This window comes from Actinomadura sp. KC06 (assembly GCF_004348735.1).
Classification (GTDB): Bacteria; Actinomycetota; Actinomycetes; order Streptosporangiales; family Streptosporangiaceae; genus Spirillospora.
Genome location: NZ_SMKT01000029.1, coordinates 1 through 17,057, shown reverse-complemented (window position 1 = coordinate 17,057; position 17,057 = coordinate 1). Strand labels below are relative to the sequence as shown.

Below are 17,057 nucleotides of genomic sequence, written 5' to 3'. Positions count from 1 at the left end.
GCACCCGTCCGGTAGGGGTCCGCCCCCGCGCCCGACCGGTGCGGCACGCCCCGTGCGAGACCGACGCGGCACAGCCCCCGGACGCGCTACGACCCGGGCGGCGAGAAGCCCCGAAGAAGGCCCCGTGGGCATCGCGGACTCGATGTCAATGAGGCCGGAAAGGGGTTAGATTGTGGGGCGATCCCGGCATTGCCCGCGCGGTAGGAGATGTGATCTTCGTGACCGATGAACCGGCCGGCTCGTCCGTTCCCGAAATCCAGCCGTCGCCCCAGATCGACACCACCGTGCCGCACTCGGCGCGGGTATGGAACTACTGGCTGGGAGGCCAGGACAACTACCCCGTCGACCGCGAGGCGGGCGATCAGTTCTGCGAGGTCTACCCCGGGATCGTCGATGTCGCGCGGGTCGCCAGGTACTTTCTCGCGCGGGCCGTGCGGTATCTCGCCGCGGAGGAGGGCGTCCGGCAATTCCTCGACATCGGCACCGGGCTGCCCACGGTCGACAACACCCATGAGGTGGCGCAGCGGGCGGCCCCGGAGAGCCGGATCGTCTACGTGGACAACGATCCGCTCGTCCTGTCGCACGCGCGGGCCCTGCTGACCAGCACGCCCGAGGGCATGACCGACTACATCGACGCCGACCTGCGCGACCCGGACAGGATCCTCGCGGCCGCCGCCGAGAAACTCGACTTCACCCGGCCCGTCGCGCTCATGCTGATGGGAATCCTCGGGCACCTCCCCGACGAGGAGCAGCCGAAGGCGATAATCGACCGGCTGATGGGCGGCCTTGCCCCCGGCAGCTACCTGGTCCTTTACGACAGCACCAGCGCGAGTGAGGCGAATGCCAAAGCGCTGGAAGGCTACAACGACAGCGGCGCCGTCCCGTACCGGCTCCGTTCCCCGGAACAGGTCGCGCATTTCTTCGACGGCCTGGAATTGCTGGAGCCCGGCGTGGTCCCGCTGCAGTGGTGGCGGCCCGAGGTGGCCCATATCGAGACCACTTTCGAGGTGAATTCGTTCGGGGGCATCGGGCGCAAGTGAGCGAAGGCCGGGTCCGCGAAGACGTGCATCCGGGGCCGGCGGTGCCCCGGATGGTGCTGGGAGCGCGGCTGCGCCGGCTGCGGGAGTCCTGCCTCGTCACCCGCGAGCAGGCGGGCGACGCGATCCGCGCGTCCCACTCGAAGATCAGCCGGTTGGAGCTGGGGCGGACCGGTTTCAAGCTGCGGGACGTCGATGATCTGCTCACCCTCTACGGGGTCGACGACGAGGCCGAGCGCGACACCCTGCTGGCCCTGGCCAGGCAGGCCAACACACCCGGCTGGTGGCAGCCGTACTGCGACCTGATCCCCGACTGGGCGCAGGGCTACATCGGGCTGGAGCAGGCCGCGGACGTCATTCGCACCTATGAGGTCCAGTTCGTCCCGGGGCTGCTGCAGACCGGCGACTACGCCCGCGCCGTGATCCGGCTCGGCCACCGGCCCTCGGTCGAAGAGCTCTGCCGCCGCGTGGAGCTGCGCATGCGGCGCCAGCAGATCCTCACCCGGCCGGACCCCTGCAAGCTGTGGGCCATCGTGGACGAGGCGGCGCTGCGCCGTCCGATCGGCGGCGCCGAGGTCATGCGGGCCCAGCTCCGGCACCTCGTCGAGGTCTCCGGACGGCCCGGCGTCACCGTCCAGGTGCTGCCGTTCCGCGTCGGCGGGCACGCGGCGGCCGGCGGCCCGTTCTCCGTCGTGCGCCTGCCCGAGCGGGATCTTCTCGACGTGGTGTATCTGGAGCAGCTCACCAACGCGCAGTACCTGAACAAGCAGGGCGAGGTCGACTACTACCGGCACGTCATGAACCAGCTGGGGATCACGGCCACGGAGTCGGCCGGGAGCCTGGAGCTGCTCCACACGATCCTCAAGGAGACCTAGCACGGCGGCGGGCCCGGCCGCCGCGCCTTTCGGCCGGACGACCGGGCCCCGCGGCCTGGTCTTCATTGCTCTGCTGTCTGGCGCGACCGGTTCTCAGCCGACCGGTTCGAGGGCCACCGTCCCCTGCTCCGCGGTCGCCGGCTGCTCGGCGGTTGCCGGCTGCTCGTCGGCCGTGGGGGCGACGTCGAGCGTCTCGGGCTCGTCCGCCGGTCGGACGTGCTTGGGCAGCAGGAACGCGATGCCGACCATCACCACGGAGAGCGCGGCGGTGATGAGGAACGCCAGCCGCATCCCGTCGAGCTGGGCGACGGCCTGGGTGGCGCCTTCGGCGATCCGGGACCCGGCGCGTCCGGCCATCACGGTCACCACCAGCGCGGTGCCGAGGGCCGCCGCGACCTGCTGGAGGGTGGCCAGCATCGAGCTGCCGTGCGAGTACAGGTTGGCGGGGAGGGCGCCGAGGCCGAGCGTGAACACCGGGGTGAACGCCACCGCCAGCGAGACCATGAGCAGCGCGTGCAGGCCGAGGACCTGCCAGAACGGCATCGCCGTCGAGATCTGGGTGAGGCCGGCCAGCGCGAGCACGATGCCCGCCGAGCCGGGGATGATCAGCTTGCGGCCGCCGAAGCGGTCGAAGAGGCGTCCCACGCTGGGGCCGATCAGGCCCATCGCCAGCCCGCCGGGCATCACCAGCAGCCCGGTCTCCAGCGGCGTGAGGCCGCGCAGGTTCTGCAGGTAGATCGGCAGCAGGATCATCGAGCCCATCATCGCCATGAACCCCAGGGACATGAGGAGCAGGGAGAGCGCGTAGGTGGGGTGGCGGAGGATGCGCAGGTCCAGCAGCGGGACGTCGCGGCGCTGCAGGCGGAGCTGCCGGACGACGAACACGCCGATGGTGGCCAGCCCGAACACGACGATCGACACGGGGACCAGCTTCCCGGCCTCGCCGAGCCGGCTCAGCCCGTACACCAAGGAGCCGAAGCCGAGCGCCGCGGCGCCGACGCTGAACCAGTCGATGGTGCTGAGCTGCGGTTCTCCGACGTTCTCCAGCCGCGCCAGCCCGCGCCAGGCGATCAGGGCCGCGATCGGCAGCACCGCCGCGAACAGCAGCCGCCACGAGCCGAGCTGCAGGATCAGCCCCGAGACGGCCGGGCCCATCGCCGGCGCGACGGAGATCGCCATCGTCACGGTGCCCATCACCCGGCCGCGGTCCCGCTCCGGGACGACGGTCATCAAGGTCGTCATCAGCAACGGCATCATCACCGCGGTGCCGGTCGCCTGGACGATCCGCGCGAGCAGCAGCACCTCGAAGACCGGCGCGACCGCGGCGAGGGCCGTCCCGGCGAGGAAAACGCCCATCGCGGTGGCGTACGCGCGGCGGGTGGACACCCGCTGCAGGAACCAGCCGGTCACCGGGATCACCGCCGCCATCGTCAGCATGAAGGCCGTCGACAGCCATTGCGCCGCCTGCTCGGTGATGTTCATGTCCGTCATCAGGCGCGGGATCGCGTTGATCATGATCGTCTCGTTGAGGATGACCACGAACGTCGCGAGCACCAGCAAGCGGATCACGGCGGGGGTGCGGCGGCGCTCGGAGGTCGCCGCCTGCGCGTCGGTCTTACCGGTCGGGGGTTCCTGTGTAGTCGTCATGCCGGGGTAGACCGGCGCCGCCACGAGAACTCATCGATCTTCCGCAACTTTTTCTTTGCGTTTTCTGGGGACGGGGGTTGAGCGGCATCAGAGACGGCCGGTCAGGTCCGTCCAGGCGGCGGTCAGGCGGGCGGCGACCTCGGTCAGGACGTCGGCGGGGAAGGTGTACGGCAACCGCAGGTAGCTGTCGTGCGCGCCGGTCGGGTCCATGGTCGCGCCCGGGACGACCTCGACGCCGTACCTCAGCGCCACCTGGGCGAAGGCGTGCGCGTCGCGTCCGGGCAGCTCGATCCAGAGGGCGGACCCGCCGGCGGGCGGCTGGAAGCGCCACTCGGGCAGGTGCTCGGCCAGGAGGGCGGTGAGGTGGTCGAGGCGGGCGCGGAGGACGGCGCCGCGCGCGGCCGCGATCTCCGGGAGGCGGGGCAGCAGCCGGGCGGCGAGCGCCTGGTCGAGGACGGGGCTGCCGAGGTCGGCCAGCGCCTTGTGCCGGGCGAGCCGCTCGATCGTCCCGGCCGGGGCGCGGACCCAGCCGGTGCGCAGCCCGCCCCACACCGACTTGGCCAGCGAGTCCGCGGACAGGACCTCGGCGCCGCGCGGCGCGTACGCGGCGATCGGCGGCGGCCGGGACGCGCCGCCGATGTCGTAGGCGTTGTCCTCCAGGATCGGCACGCCGTGCTCGGCGGCGAGCTCCGCGACCCGGCGGCGGCGTCCCTCCGACATGAGGACGCCGGTCGGGTTGTGCACGGTCGGCATGACGTACAGCAGGTCGGGACGGTGTTCGGCGAACGTGCGGGCCAGTTCGTCCACGCGGATGCCGTCGTCGTCGAGCGGCACCCCGACCAGCCGCGCGCCCGCCGCCCGGAACACGTCGAAACAGCCGGGCCAGCCGGGGGACTCCACCACGACGATCGACCGCCGCCGCAGGTACATCTGCGCGGTGAGCGCGAGGGCCTGGGTGACACCGGTCGTGACCAGCACGTTCTCGGGCGCGGTGGGCAGCCCGCAGGCGGTGAGGCGGGCGGCCGCGGCCTGCCGTAGCGCGGGCAGCCCGTTGGGGTGGTAGCCGGTGTCGCGCATCAGGTCCGGGAGGTCTTCGGCGAGGAGCGCGGCCAGTTCCGCGCCCAGCTCGGGCACCGCGCCCTCCATGGCGTGGCGCAGCGAGATCACGTCTTCCGGGCCGTCGATCAGCCGCTGGATGATCGCCGCGGCCCGTCCGCCAGGGACCCGGCCGTCCGCGCCCGGACGGGACGAGCCCGGCTGCCGCACCACCCGGGTGCCGCTGCCGCGCCTGCTGTCGGCGATCCCGAGCCCGCGCAGCTCGTCGTACGCGGTCACCACCGTCGCCCGGCTGACGACCAGCGCCTTCGCCAGGGCGCGCTCGGACGGCAGCCGCTCGCCGGGTTCGAGCGACCCGTCGTGCACGGCCCGCTGGAGGGCGTGGGCCAGCTTCCGGTACAGCGGCCCCGGCCCGCTCATCCAGTCGCCCAGGATCTCCGCCACCTCGGACGGATCACGAAGGCGGTCGGCCGCGCCGGACGCGTCGCGAAAGCGGTCCACCTGCGGTCCGATTGGCACGGGTTCGCCCGCGTTCATGGCGTCAGGCTAGCCGTAATGCCGCGGCAGGCGGCCGATCAAGGGAGCGGAACAGCCATGAACACCCTTCTCGCCTTCGCCGCGGCGTCCGTCGCGCTCATCGTGATCCCCGGCCCGAACGGGATCTACATCATGACCCGCAGCGCCGCGCAGGGATATCGGGCGGGCCTCGTCTCCGCCCTCGGCGTCGAGACGGGGACGCTGGTGCACATCGCGTTCGCGGTGCTCGGCGTCTCCGCGCTGATCGCGGCCTCACCCGTCGCGTTCACCGTCCTGAAGTTCGCGGGCGTCGGCTACCTGCTGTACCTCGCCGCCCGCACCGTCCTGCGGCGTTCAGAGCTTGACCTCGGCGGCGGGGCGAGCCCGCTCCCGCTGCGCCGGGTGTTCCGGGACGGCGTCGTGGTGAACGTGCTCAACCCGAAGGTCGCGCTGTTCTTCCTGGCGTTCCTGCCGCAGTTCGTCACCGCCGACGCCGGGACGGCCGGGGCGCGGGCGCAGATGATGGTGCTCGGCGCGGTGTTCTTCGTGCTGGCGCTCGTCCTGGACGCGGGCTACGCCGTCGCGGGCGGCGCGGCCCGGCGCTGGCTCGGCCGCCGCTCCGGCTCGACGCACCGCTATGGCTACGCCATCGGCGGCATCTACCTGGCCCTGGCCGCCTACGCGGTGGCCGCCTGACCGTTCTCGCCCGGCGTTGTCTCGTCGAAGATCAGCCAGGTGCGGGTCGAGCGGACACCGTCGACCGTATGGATCCGGGACAGGACGATGTCGCGCAGCGACGCGTTGTCGGGCGTCCGGACCAGCATGATCAGGTCCACGTCGCCGCCGACGAAGGCCAGATGCTCGATGCCGGGGACCTCCCGGAGCTGCGCCGACACCTTCCGCCACGAGTTCTGCTCGATGTTGACCAGGACGTAGGCCGCGGTGCCGAGACCCGCGCGGACGGGGTTCACCCGGGCGGTGAACCCCGTGATGACGTCGTCGGAGATCAGGCGCTCCACGCGCGTGTAGGCGTTGGAGCGGGAGACGTTGACGCGCTCGGCGAGGGCGCGCATGGACAGGCGGCCGTCGGCGACCAGCTCGCGGAGGATCGCGCGGTCGAGGTCGTCGAGGGCGGCCGGCGTTCGTCCAGGGGGGCCGGGCGGCAGCGGCTCTCCGGAAGACATTTGGTCCATCACGCCTCCTGTTGAACGGCCATGTGTCCCGACTTCTGGCAGGGTATTGAGACTTCTGTTCCCATCGGTTCATATTTTTAGCATCGATGGAGTGCGGAGGTGGGGTCGATGACGGGTCGGGCGGAGGCGCTGCTTCCCTCGGCGGAGCCCGTGCGGTTCCTGACCGACAGCGGTGCGGCGGCACGGAAGCGGACGAACTACACGGCGCCCGATACGGAGCTGCTGCGCCGGGCGTACCGGGCGATGGTCATCGGACGGCGGTTCGACGCGCAGGCGACCGCGCTGACCAAGCAGGGGCGGCTGGCCGTCTACCCGTCCAGCCACGGGCAGGAGGCGTGCCAGGTCGGTTCGGCGCTCGTCCTGGACGACGGCGACTGGCTGTTCCCCACCTACCGGGAGTCGGTCGCGCTCGTGACGCGCGGAATCGACCCCGTCGAGGTGCTGTCCCTGCTCAGGGGCGACTCGCACTGCGGATACGATCCGCGGCGCCATCACACGGCGCCGCAGTGCACGCCGCTCGCGACGCAGGCCGTCCACGCGGCGGGCCTCGCGTACGCGGAACGCCGCAAGGGGACGGGACGGGTCGCGCTCGTCTGCGTCGGCGACGGGGCGACGAGCGAGGGCGATTTCCACGAGGCGCTCAACTTCGCGGCGGTGTTCAAGGCGCCCCTGGTGGTGCTGGTCCAGAACAACCAGTACGCCATTTCGGTGCCGCTGGAGCGGCAGACCGCAGCGCCCGCGCTCGCCTATAAGGGAATCGGCTACGGCGTGCGTTCAGAGCGGGTGGACGGAAACGACCCGGTCGCCGTGCTGGCCGTCCTCTCGGCGGCCGTCGAGCACGCCCGGGCGGGCGACGGCCCGTTCCTTGTAGAGGCGCACACGTACCGGCTCGAAGCGCATACGAACGCCGACGACGCGTCCCGCTACCGCACGGAGGCGGAGGCCGACGCATGGCGGCGGCGCGATCCCATCGCCCGGCTGGAAAGCCATCTGCGGCGGCACGGGCACCTCACCGACGCGGACGTCACGGCGTTCTCCGCGGAGGCCGACGAGGTCGCCGAAGACCTCCGGACGCGGATGAACGCCGATCCCGACCTGGCTCCGCTGGGCCTGTTCGACCACGTCTACGGCACCCCGACGCCCCAGCTGGACGAGCAGCGGGCACTGCTCAGCGCCGAACTCCACACCGAGGGGACGCCGTCATGATCACGATGGCCAAGGCGCTCAACACGGCCCTCCAGGACGCCCTGGACGGCGACGAGCGGGTCCTGGTGTTCGGCGAGGACGTCGGCGCGCTCGGCGGCGTCTTCCGCATCACCGACGGCCTCGCCGCGAAGTTCGGCGACGACCGCTGCTTCGACACCCCGCTCGCCGAATCGGGCATCGTCGGATTCGCCGTCGGAATGGCGATGGGCGGATTCCGTCCCGTCGTGGAGATGCAGTTCGACGCGTTCGCCTACCCGGCCTTCGAGCAGATCGCCTCGCACGTCGCCAAGATGCGCAACCGCACCCGCGGACGCGTCGAGCTGCCGCTGGTCATCCGCATCCCGTACGCGGGCGGGATCGGCGGCGTAGAACACCATTGCGATTCCAGCGAGGCCTATTACGCGCACACGCCGGGCTTGAAGGTCGTCACGCCCGCGACGGTCGAGGACGCCTACTCCCTCCTGCTGGAGGCGATCGAAGACCCCGACCCGGTCGTGTTCCTAGAGCCGAAGAAGCTGTACTGGTCGAAGTCGGATGTCGAGCGCCTGGACCGGACGGAGCCGTTCGGCCGCGCCGCCGTCCGGCGCCCGGGCGCCGACGCGACGGTCGTCGCCTACGGGCCGGGCGTCCCGGTGGCGCTGGAGGCCGCCGGGGCCGCCGCGGCGGAGGGCTGGGACCTGGAGGTCGTCGACCTGCGCACGATCGTCCCGTTCGACGACGAGACCGTGGCCGCGTCCGTCCGCCGGACGGGACGCTGCGTCGTGGTCGCCGAGGCCGCGGGCTTCGCGGGCGTCGGGGCGGAGATCGCGGCGCGCGTCCAGGAGCGCTGTTTCCACAGCCTGCTGGCGCCGGTGCTCCGCGTGACCGGATTCGACATCCCCTACCCGCCGCCGATGCTGGAGCAGCACCACCTCCCGGACGTCGACCGGATCCTGGACGCTCTCGACCGCCTGCAGCGCGACGACCAGCCCGACACTCGTTACTTGAACGTGGGTGGTGCGGCGTGAGCGACACGATCTTCCGGCTGCCCGACCTGGGCGAAGGGCTCACCGAGGCCGAGATCCTGGAATGGAAGGTGTCGGTCGGCGACGTCGTGACGGTCGACCAGGTCGTCGTGGAGGTGGAGACGGCCAAGGCGGCGGTCGAGGTCCCCGTCCCGATCGCCGGGACGGTCGCGGACCTGCACGCCGAGGCGGGCTCCGTCGTGACCGTGGGCGCCCCTCTCATCTCGGTGAACGCCGGACCGGCACCCCGGAACGGGGCGGCCGAGCGGTACCGCGAGGAGGAACGGGCGGGGTCGGGCAACGTCCTCGTCGGCTACGGGACGACGACCAAGACCCGCCGTTCCCGTCGTCCCGCGGCTCGTCCTGCGGCGCCGTCGCGCGACGAGGCGCCCCGCGTCATCTCTCCCGTGGTGCGCCGCCTGGCCAAGGACCACGGCATCGACGTGGCCGCGCTCACCCCGAGCGGCCCGGGTGGCGTCGTCCTGCGCAAGGACGTCGAGCAGGCGATCGCCGCCGCGGCGACCCCGGCGGCGCGTCCACTGGAGCCCGCGGCGGATGAAGTGCGCATCCCGCTCAAGGGCGTCCGCCGGACGATGGCGGACAGGGTGTCCCGCAGCCGCCGCGAGATCCCCGACGCGACCACCTGGGTCGACGCCGACGCGACCCGCCTGGTCAAACTCAAGAGGAACATCCAGCGCGCCGACCCCGGCGCCCGCGTCGGGATGCTGGCCCTGTTCGCGCGGATCTGCGTGGCCGGGCTCAGGCGCTTCCCCGAACTGAACGCGTATGTGGACGTCGAGCGGCATGAGATCGTCCAGGTGCCGCATGTCCATCTCGGGTTCGCGGCGCAGACCGACCGGGGTCTGGTGGTGCCGGTCGTCCGCGACGCGCACCGGCTGACGCTGGCCGAACTCGGCGCGGAACTGGCCCGGCTGACGGACGAGGCGCGCGAGGGCCGCCTGTCCCCGGACGACCTCACCGGCGGCACGTTCACGCTCAACAACTACGGCGTGTTCGGTGTGGACGGATCCACCCCGATCATCAACCACCCCGAGGCCGCGATGCTGGGCATCGGCCGCATCACCGAGAAGCCTTGGGTGCGGAAGGGAAAGGTCCGTCCGCGGCAGGTCACGCAGCTCTCGTTCACCTTCGACCACCGGGTCTGCGACGGCGCGGTGGCCGGCGGTTTCCTGCGTTTCGTCGCCGACTGCGCGGAGCACCCCGAAACCCTGGTCACCAACCTGTAGCGCGAGGCGCCAACAAGTTGAGATTGTCAACAGGCCGCCGCAAGGCGGCCTCTCACTCTCGCCTTTCTCCGGGTCATCTCCTCGGTTAAGTGTTGACTTTGTCAACACCTGCGTCGGAAACTGTGCCTCGACATCCCTCCATTCCTTGACCTTCCCCCGTGGGGGTCGTCGCGGCGTGCCTCGCGGCGGCGTCCACCGGTGAAAGCCGAAACCAGGACAAGGAGCTCGCATGACCCCCGAGATGGACCGCCGCCGGGTGCTGCGCGGAGCCGCGGTCGTGACCGCCGGGACCGCGACCGCGGGAATGCTGCCCGCCGGAGCGGCGCACGCCGCCCCCGGCCGTGACCGCGACGCCGACCTCATCATCCACAACGGCCGCGTACTCGTCCTCGACAGGCGTTTCCGCACGGCGGAGGCGGTCGCGATTCGCGACGGGCGCATCCTGGCCGCCGGGTCGGCCCGTGACGTGCGGCGCCACAAGGGACGCCGGACGGAGCTTCTCGACGCGCGCGGCGGCACGGTGCTCCCGGGCATCAACGACTCGCACGTCCACCTCGCCTCGCAGGGCCTGAACGTCCCGCCGTTCAACGTCAACGTGGACACGGCGACGATCGAGGAGCTGGTCGCGGTCGTGCGCACGGCGGCGAGCGAGGCGCCGGCGCCGGACTCGTGGATCCGCGGCCGGGGATGGCAGGAGCTCCGGCTGCCGCGCCCGCCGGTGGCCGCCGATCTCGACCCGGTCTCGGGCGGGCATCCGGTTGTCCTGGGCGACTTCTCCGGGCACGCGACGGCCGTGAACTCGATCGTGCTCCGGCTGGCCGGGATCACCCGCGACACCGTCCCGCCGCCCGGCGGCGTCATCGACAAGGACGCGAACGGCGAGCCCACCGGCGTCCTGCGCGAGACGGCGCGGAACCTGATCAACCGGATCGTCCCGCCGTTCACCCGCGAGGAGCGCTCGCAGGGCATCGACGCCGGGGTGAAGATCCTGCACACCATGGGCGTCACCAGCACCACCGAGCCGGGCATCAACCTGGAGACCCTGGAGCTCTACGCGGAGAAGGCGCGTGCCGGCGCGCTGCCGTTGCGCCTCACCGCCCTGCTGGGGAGCGGCAGCGGCCCGCAGTCGCTGCGCGACGTCCTCGCCGGGTACGAGCCTCTCCGCGACGTCGACCCGCGGACGCTGCGCGTCGCCGGTGTGAAGGTCTTCGCGGACGGCATCCCCAGGTTCAGGACGGCCTGGATGAACGAGCCGTACCCGAACGGCGCGAACGGCAGCCTCACCATCGACGGCGCGTCACCGGACGAGCAGCTCGCGAACCTGCACGAGATGATCGAGATCGCGGTGGCCGCCGACCTGCAGATCGGCACGCACTCGTGCGGCGACGCCACCACCGACGCGGTCGTCGCCGGATACCTCAAGGCCGGCGGGCGGCAATGGCGGCGGGCGGACCTGCGCCACTACGTGATCCACTGCAACTTCCCGTCGGCGCGGACGCTGCGGACGATGGCGCGCCACGACATCGGCGCGAACCTGAACGCGGAGATCCTCTACCTCCAGGGGCGGGTGCTCGAACCGATCATCGGGCGCGAGCTGACGGAGTACCAGTGGCCGTACCGCAGCGCGTTGCAGGCGGGCGTCCAGGTGACGTCGGGTTCGGACGCGCCCGTGGTGCCGCCGCACTGGCTGCGCGGCGTCATGACGGCCATGCTCCGCGAGGGGGCGGACGGCAGCGTCGCGGGCACGGCGGAGCGGATCGGGCTGGCGGACGCGCTCGCCACCTATACCCGCCTGGGTGCTTGGCAGGACCACGCGGAACGCTGGAAGGGCACCCTCGAAACCGGGAAGGTCGCCGACGTCTGCATCATCGACGGCGACATGCTCGGCCGGGACCCGCACGGTCTCGACGACGTGCACGTGACCACGACGCTGGTCGGGGGCCGGGTCGTCTACGAGCGGCCGAATGGCGCCCGTCCGGCCACCGCCGCGACCCCGGCCGCCTTGGCGAGCGCCGCCGCGGCCGAGGGGCACACGTGCGCGGACGGCGGCAAATGCTGCTGCCAGCTCTCCGACGAGATCCTCGGGTAGGTCACCCGCTCACTCGGCGGGGCGGGTGCGGAGGCCGTCGAACGCGACCTTGCACAGCGCGTCGGCGATCTCGTCGGCACCCGCGCCGCCGCGCCGGGGCCGGTACCACTCGATCAGCGAGTTGACCAGGCCGAACAGCAGCCGGGCCGTGATCGCGGGGTCGATGTCGGGACGGATGTCGCCGTCCGCCTCGGCCTCCGCGACCAGCCCGGACACCAGGCGGTCGAACTCCCGGCGGCGCGCCAGCGCCTGCTTCTCCACTGCGGTGTTGCCGCGCACCCGCAGCAGCAGCGTGACGAACGGCTGCTCCGCGACCAGGACGGCGACGCTCGCCCGGACGAGACGCTCCAGCCGGTCGATCGCGCGTCCCTCCACCGCCGCCGCCTCGTCGGAGGCGGCGAAGAGCCCGTCGAGCGCGCGGTCGACGGCGAGCTGGAGCAGCTCGTCCTTGCCCGCGACGTGGTAGTAGATCGCGGACTTGCTGATGCCGAGCCGCTTCGACAGCTCGTCCATGCTGGTGCCGTCGTAGCCGCGCTCGTTGAACACCTTGACGGCGACGCGCAGCAGGGACTCCTTGTCGTAGCCGGGCCGCCCCCGCCGGGTCGCCCGCCCATCGCGCTGGGCGCGCCCGTCCCGCCGGTCGCCTCCGTCGCGGCCGTCCCGCTCGTTGGTCACGGCGGTCATTATCGCAGCGCCCGAGCCTTCTCCGGCGACCGGTTCCGGGGTAATATCCTGACTGAACGGACGGTCGGTAATTCGAGTCGGCCGACGAGGTCGAGGAGGCCCGATGGCTTCGCTTCCCAGCTACGTGTCCGGCGCCTGGCATGTTTCGCCGGACGAGGGCGCCCCGCTCACAGACGCGGTGACGGGCGCGGAGATCGGCAGGATCTCCTCGTCCGGCATCGACATGGGCGCGGCCCTGGAGCACGGGCGCCGGGTGGGCGGCCCGGCGCTGCGGGAGCTGACCTTCCACCAGCGCGCGGTGCTGCTGAAGCAGCTCGGCCTCCGGCTGCGCGAGCACCGCGACGAGCTGTACGCGCTGTCCGCGCGCACCGGCGCGACCCTCGCCGACTCGAAGATCGACGTGGACGGCGGCATCGGCGTGCTGCTGTCGTACGCGAGCAAGGCCAAACGCGAGCTGCCGAACGACACCGTCCTGGTAGACGGGGACGTGGAGCCGCTGAGCAAGGGCGGCACGTTCGCCGGACGGCACATCTGTACCCCGCTGCACGGCGTCGCGGTGCAGATCAACGCCTTCAACTTCCCCATGTGGGGCCCGCTGGAGAAGCTCGCGCCCGCGTTCCTGGCCGGCATGCCGACCCTGATCAAGCCCGCGAGCCAGACCGCGTACCTCACCGCCCGCCTGGTCGAGCTGATCATCGAGGCGGGCGTCCTGCCGGAGGGGACGCTCCAACTCGTCTGCGGAAGCACGGGCAACCTGTTCGACCATCTCACCGAGCAGGACCTGGTCGCGTTCACCGGCTCCGCCACAACCGCGCACAAGCTGCGCACACACCCGATGGTGGTCGGACGCTCCGTCCGCTTCAACGCGGAGGCCGACTCACTCAACTGCTCGATCCTCGGCCCGGACGCGACACCCGGCACGCCGGAATTCGACCTCTTCGTCAAGCAGCTCGTCACCGAGATGACGGTGAAGGCGGGCCAGAAATGCACCGCGATCCGGCGCGCATTCGTACCCGACGCCCTGATGGACGCCGTAACCGAAGCGGCCCGCGAACGCCTGGCACGGGTGACGGTCGGAAACCCGTCCAACCCAGATGTCCGGATGGGCGCGCTGGCCGGGCTTGAACAGCGCGAAGAGGTGCGCCGCCGCCTGAAGGCGCTGCTGGACGCGGGCACCATCGTGTTCGGCGACCCGGAGCGCGTCGAGGTCGTGGACGCCGACGCCGAGCGCGGCGCGTTCATGTCGCCCGTCCTCCTCCGCGCCGACGGCGCCGGACGCGCCGAGCCGCACGAGGTCGAGGCGTTCGGCCCGGTCAGCACCCTGCTGCCCTACGACGGCACCGCTGCGCAGGCGGTCGCGCTGGCCGCCCGCGGGCAGGGCAGCCTGGTCGGCTCGGTCGTCACCGCCGACCCCGGGTTCGCCCGCCGCGTCGTGCTGGGCGCCGCGCCGTGGCACGGGCGGCTGCTCGTCCTGAACCAGGAAGACGCCGCGGAGTCCACGGGGCACGGCTCCCCGCTTCCGCCGCTCGTCCACGGCGGCCCCGGGCGCGCGGGCGGCGGCGAGGAGATGGGCGGGATGCGCGGCGTCATGCATCACATGCAGCGCACCGCCGTCCAGGCCGGGCCGTCCATGCTGTCCGCCATCACGGGCCGCTGGACGCCGGGCGCACCCACCCCGTCCGATGACGTGCATCCGTTCCGCAAGCACCTGGAAGAACTTCGCGTGGGCGACACGGTCGTCGCCGGACCGCGCACTGTCACGCTCGCCGACATCGAGCATTTCGCGGAATTCACCGGCGACACCTTCTACGCGCACATGGACGAGGAAGCCGCCAAAGCGAATCCGTTCTTCGGCGGACGAGTCGCGCACGGCTACCTGGTGCTCTCCTTCGCCGCCGGCCTGTTCGTGGACCCCGAGCCCGGCCCCGTCCTGGCGAACTACGGGCTGGAGAACCTGCGCTTCCTGGCGCCGACCTTCCCCGGCGACGAACTGACCGTGCGGCTCACCGCCAAGCAGCTCACCCCGCGCGAGGACGCCGCCTACGGCGAGGTCCGCTGGGACACCGAGGTCATCCGGCAGGACGGCGCGGTCGTCGCGAAATACGACGTCCTGACCCTGGTCGCCAAGCGGGAGGCCTCATGACGCAAGAGCATTTCGACCGGACGATCGACCGCGACCAGCGCATCGAGCCGCGCGACTGGATGCCCGACGCGTACCGGACGACGATGATCCGGCAGATCGCCCAGCACGCCCACTCCGAGATCATCGGAATGCAGCCGGAGGGCGAGTGGATCACCCGGGCGCCGTCGCTGCGCCGCAAGGCGATCCTGCTGGCGAAGGTGCAGGACGAGGCGGGCCACGGCCTGTACCTCTACTCGGCGGCCGAGACGCTCGGCGCCGACCGTCCCGACCTCACCGGCAAACTGATCTCGGGCAGGCAGAAGTACTCGTCCATCTTCAACTACCCCACGCTCTCCTTCGCGGACGTCGGGGTGATCGGCTGGCTGGTGGACGGCGCCGCGATCTGCAACCAGGTGCCGCTGTGCCGCAGCTCCTACGGCCCCTACGCCCGCGCGATGATCCGGATCTGCAAGGAGGAGTCGTTCCACCAGCGGCAGGGCTACGAGCTGCTGATGACGCTGATGCGCGGTACGGACGCCCAGCGCGAGATGGTGCAGGACGCCGTGGACCGCTGGTGGTGGCCGTCCCTGATGATGTTCGGCCCGCCGGACGCCGACTCGACGCACACCGCGCAGTCGATGGCCTGGAAGATCAAGCGGCACACCAACGACGAACTGCGGCAGCGGTTCGTGGACATGACCGTCCCGCAGGCCGAGGCGCTCGGCGTCACGCTGCCCGACCCGGACCTGCGCTGGAACGCCGAACGCGGCCACCACGACTTCGGCGAGATCGACTGGTCAGAGCTCAAGCGCGTGATCAGCGGCGACGGCCCGTGCAACGCCGAACGCATCGCCGTGCGGCGCGCGGCGCACGAGGAGGGCGCCTGGGTCCGCGAGGCCGCCGCCGCACACGCCGCGAAGAGGGGGACGTAATGGAGAAGGATTGGCCGCTGTACGAGGTTTTCGTCCGGGGCAAGCGCGGCCTGAACCACGTCCACGTCGGCTCCCTGCGCGCCGCCGACGACACAATGGCCCTCCACAACGCCCGCGACCTCTATACGCGGCGGAACGAGGGCGTGAGCATCTGGGTGGTGAAGGCGCGCGACATCACCGCCTCCAGCCCGGACGAGAAGGACCCGTTCTTCGCCCCCAGCGGCGACAAGGTCTACCGGCATCCGACGTTCTACGACATTCCTGAGAACGTCCCGCACATGTGAGGCCGCAATGGCGTTCGACAATGCGCTCGGCGCGATAGCCGAGGACAACGACGAGACCCGCTGGGCGTTCGGTACCGGTTTCCACGACCCGCTCGCCGGCATCGACACGTCCGTCCCGGACGGAATCGACCAGCACGCCTTGGCGTCCTACTGCCTGATGCTCGGCGACGACGCGCTGATCATGTCGCACCGCTTGCAGGAATGGTGCACCCACGCACCGGAACTGGAGGAGGAGGTCGCCCTAGCCAACATCGCACTAGACCTCCTAGGCCAGGCCCGCCTACTCCTCTCCCGCGCCGGCGCCGCCGAGAACGAAGGCCGGGACGAAGACGCCTTGGCCTATTTCCGCGACGCCCCGCAATTCCGCAATGTGGGGCTGGCCGAGGCCGAGAACGGCGACTTCGCACATTCCACCGTCCGCCTCCTGCTCTTCGCGACCTGGCGACTGGCCCTGCTCGACCGCCTCACCGCGTCCCGCGACCCGGTGCTGGCGGCGATCGCCGCCAAGAGCGTCAAGGAGGTCGCCTACCACCGCGACTACGCCGCCCTTTGGACGATCCGCCTAGGCGACGGCACGGACCTCTCCCATGCCCGCACCCAACAGGCGCTGGACGCGCTATGGCCACACACAGGCGAGCTGTTCACGGCCCACAACATCGAGCGCGCCCTGGCCACAGCAGGCGTCGCCGTCGACCCGTCCGACGTTCGCGAAGAGTTCGACACCGTCCTGGACGAGGTCCTGGCAAAGGCCACCCTGCAACGCCCCGATCCCGTCCAGCCGTATCGAGCCGGACGCGACGGCGAGCACTCCGCGCCCCTCTCCGACCTGCTCACCGAATTGCAGAGCGTGGCCCGCGCCCACCCGGGGGCGACATGGTGACCGCCCGCACGATCGCCGAAACGGTCACCGACCCCGAGCTGCCGATGATCACCCTCGCCGAACTCGGCGTCCTGCGCGACGTCAGCGAGGGACCGGGCCGCGTCGAGGTGACCATCACCCCGACCTACACCGGCTGCCCCGCCCTGGACGCGATGCGCGACGACCTCCGCACCCGCCTCACCCAGGCCGGATACGCCGACGTCCAGATCCGCACCGTCCTGGACCCACCCTGGACGACCGACTGGATCACCGAGCCCGGCCGCCGCAAACTACGAGCCGCCGGAG

16 protein-coding genes are annotated in these 17,057 nt (G+C 71.5%); 12 read left to right on the top strand and 4 right to left on the bottom strand.

Features of this window, described 5'->3' with window-relative positions:
* The first annotated feature begins 218 nt into the window (after positions 1-218).
* Positions 219-1,040 (top strand): SAM-dependent methyltransferase, encoded by an 822-nt coding sequence (locus E1287_RS12330; RefSeq protein WP_131965033.1) that lies wholly within the window; start codon positions 219-221, stop codon positions 1,038-1,040.
* A 50-nt stretch (positions 1,041-1,090) separates the two neighbouring features.
* Positions 1,091-1,912 (top strand): helix-turn-helix transcriptional regulator, encoded by an 822-nt coding sequence (locus E1287_RS12325; protein ID WP_131965032.1) that lies wholly within the window; start codon positions 1,091-1,093, stop codon positions 1,910-1,912.
* Between the two features lie 93 nt (positions 1,913-2,005).
* Here the strand turns inward: E1287_RS12325 and E1287_RS12320 are convergent, their stop codons facing one another.
* On the bottom strand, positions 2,006-3,583 hold the full coding sequence (locus E1287_RS12320; RefSeq protein ID WP_243718897.1) for an MDR family MFS transporter: 1,578 nt from the start codon (positions 3,581-3,583) through the stop codon (positions 2,006-2,008).
* 63 nt (positions 3,584-3,646) lie between these two features.
* Positions 3,647-5,152: a PLP-dependent aminotransferase family protein gene (locus tag E1287_RS12315; RefSeq protein ID WP_131965031.1), complete on the bottom strand. Its 1,506-nt coding sequence runs from the start codon at positions 5,150-5,152 to the stop codon at positions 3,647-3,649.
* Positions 5,153-5,209: 57 nt separating this feature from the next.
* On the opposite strand from E1287_RS12315, the gene E1287_RS12310 reads away from it, so the two are divergent.
* Positions 5,210-5,827 carry a LysE family translocator gene (locus tag E1287_RS12310; protein ID WP_131965030.1) on the top strand — a complete coding sequence of 206 codons (618 nt, stop codon included), beginning with the start codon at positions 5,210-5,212 and terminating at the stop codon, positions 5,825-5,827.
* On the opposite strand, the gene E1287_RS12305 is transcribed toward E1287_RS12310, so the two are convergent.
* Positions 5,809-6,315: an Lrp/AsnC family transcriptional regulator gene (locus E1287_RS12305; RefSeq protein ID WP_207934166.1), complete on the bottom strand. Its 507-nt coding sequence runs from the start codon at positions 6,313-6,315 to the stop codon at positions 5,809-5,811. The two genes, E1287_RS12310 and E1287_RS12305, sit on opposite strands and share 19 nt — an antisense overlap.
* Positions 6,316-6,432: 117 nt before the next feature.
* Here E1287_RS12305 and pdhA point away from each other — a divergent pair, with 117 nt between their 5' ends.
* The 4 genes from pdhA (at position 6,433) to E1287_RS12285 (ending at position 11,870) form a co-directional block, all read left to right on the top strand.
* On the top strand, positions 6,433-7,530 hold the full coding sequence (gene pdhA, locus E1287_RS12300; protein ID WP_131965028.1) for a pyruvate dehydrogenase (acetyl-transferring) E1 component subunit alpha: 1,098 nt from the start codon (positions 6,433-6,435) through the stop codon (positions 7,528-7,530).
* The gene (locus E1287_RS12295; protein ID WP_131965027.1) at positions 7,527-8,537 is read left to right on the top strand and encodes an alpha-ketoacid dehydrogenase subunit beta; all 1,011 of its coding nucleotides are present in this window, start codon (positions 7,527-7,529) and stop codon (positions 8,535-8,537) included. The genes pdhA and E1287_RS12295 overlap by 4 nt, the downstream gene beginning before the upstream one ends.
* A complete protein-coding gene (locus tag E1287_RS12290) occupies positions 8,534-9,781 on the top strand; it encodes a dihydrolipoamide acetyltransferase family protein (RefSeq protein ID WP_131965026.1) in 1,248 nt (415 codons plus the stop codon). Before E1287_RS12295 ends, E1287_RS12290 begins: the two co-directional genes overlap by 4 nt.
* Positions 9,782-10,010: 229 nt before the next feature.
* Positions 10,011-11,870 carry an amidohydrolase gene (locus tag E1287_RS12285; protein WP_131965025.1) on the top strand — a complete coding sequence of 620 codons (1,860 nt, stop codon included), beginning with the start codon at positions 10,011-10,013 and terminating at the stop codon, positions 11,868-11,870.
* A 9-nt stretch (positions 11,871-11,879) separates the two neighbouring features.
* On the opposite strand, the gene E1287_RS12280 is transcribed toward E1287_RS12285, so the two are convergent.
* The gene (locus tag E1287_RS12280; protein ID WP_347813967.1) at positions 11,880-12,545 is read right to left on the bottom strand and encodes a TetR/AcrR family transcriptional regulator; all 666 of its coding nucleotides are present in this window, start codon (positions 12,543-12,545) and stop codon (positions 11,880-11,882) included.
* 112 nt (positions 12,546-12,657) lie between these two features.
* On the opposite strand from E1287_RS12280, the gene paaZ reads away from it, so the two are divergent.
* The 5 genes from paaZ to paaD all read left to right on the top strand — a co-directional run.
* The gene (gene paaZ / locus E1287_RS12275) at positions 12,658-14,697 is read left to right on the top strand and encodes a phenylacetic acid degradation bifunctional protein PaaZ (protein WP_131965023.1); all 2,040 of its coding nucleotides are present in this window, start codon (positions 12,658-12,660) and stop codon (positions 14,695-14,697) included.
* Positions 14,694-15,608 carry a 1,2-phenylacetyl-CoA epoxidase subunit PaaA gene (gene paaA, locus E1287_RS12270; RefSeq protein WP_131965022.1) on the top strand — a complete coding sequence of 305 codons (915 nt, stop codon included), beginning with the start codon at positions 14,694-14,696 and terminating at the stop codon, positions 15,606-15,608. Before paaZ ends, paaA begins: the two co-directional genes overlap by 4 nt.
* Positions 15,608-15,892 carry a 1,2-phenylacetyl-CoA epoxidase subunit PaaB gene (gene paaB, locus E1287_RS12265; RefSeq protein WP_131965021.1) on the top strand — a complete coding sequence of 95 codons (285 nt, stop codon included), beginning with the start codon at positions 15,608-15,610 and terminating at the stop codon, positions 15,890-15,892. The genes paaA and paaB overlap by 1 nt, the downstream gene beginning before the upstream one ends.
* A gap of 7 nt (positions 15,893-15,899) precedes the next feature.
* The gene (paaC, locus tag E1287_RS12260) at positions 15,900-16,772 is read left to right on the top strand and encodes a 1,2-phenylacetyl-CoA epoxidase subunit PaaC (protein ID WP_131965020.1); all 873 of its coding nucleotides are present in this window, start codon (positions 15,900-15,902) and stop codon (positions 16,770-16,772) included.
* Positions 16,766-17,057, top strand: a 292-nt coding sequence (paaD, locus tag E1287_RS12255) for a 1,2-phenylacetyl-CoA epoxidase subunit PaaD (protein ID WP_131965019.1), incomplete at its 3' end; no start/stop codon positions are given. The genes paaC and paaD, both read left to right, overlap by 7 nt.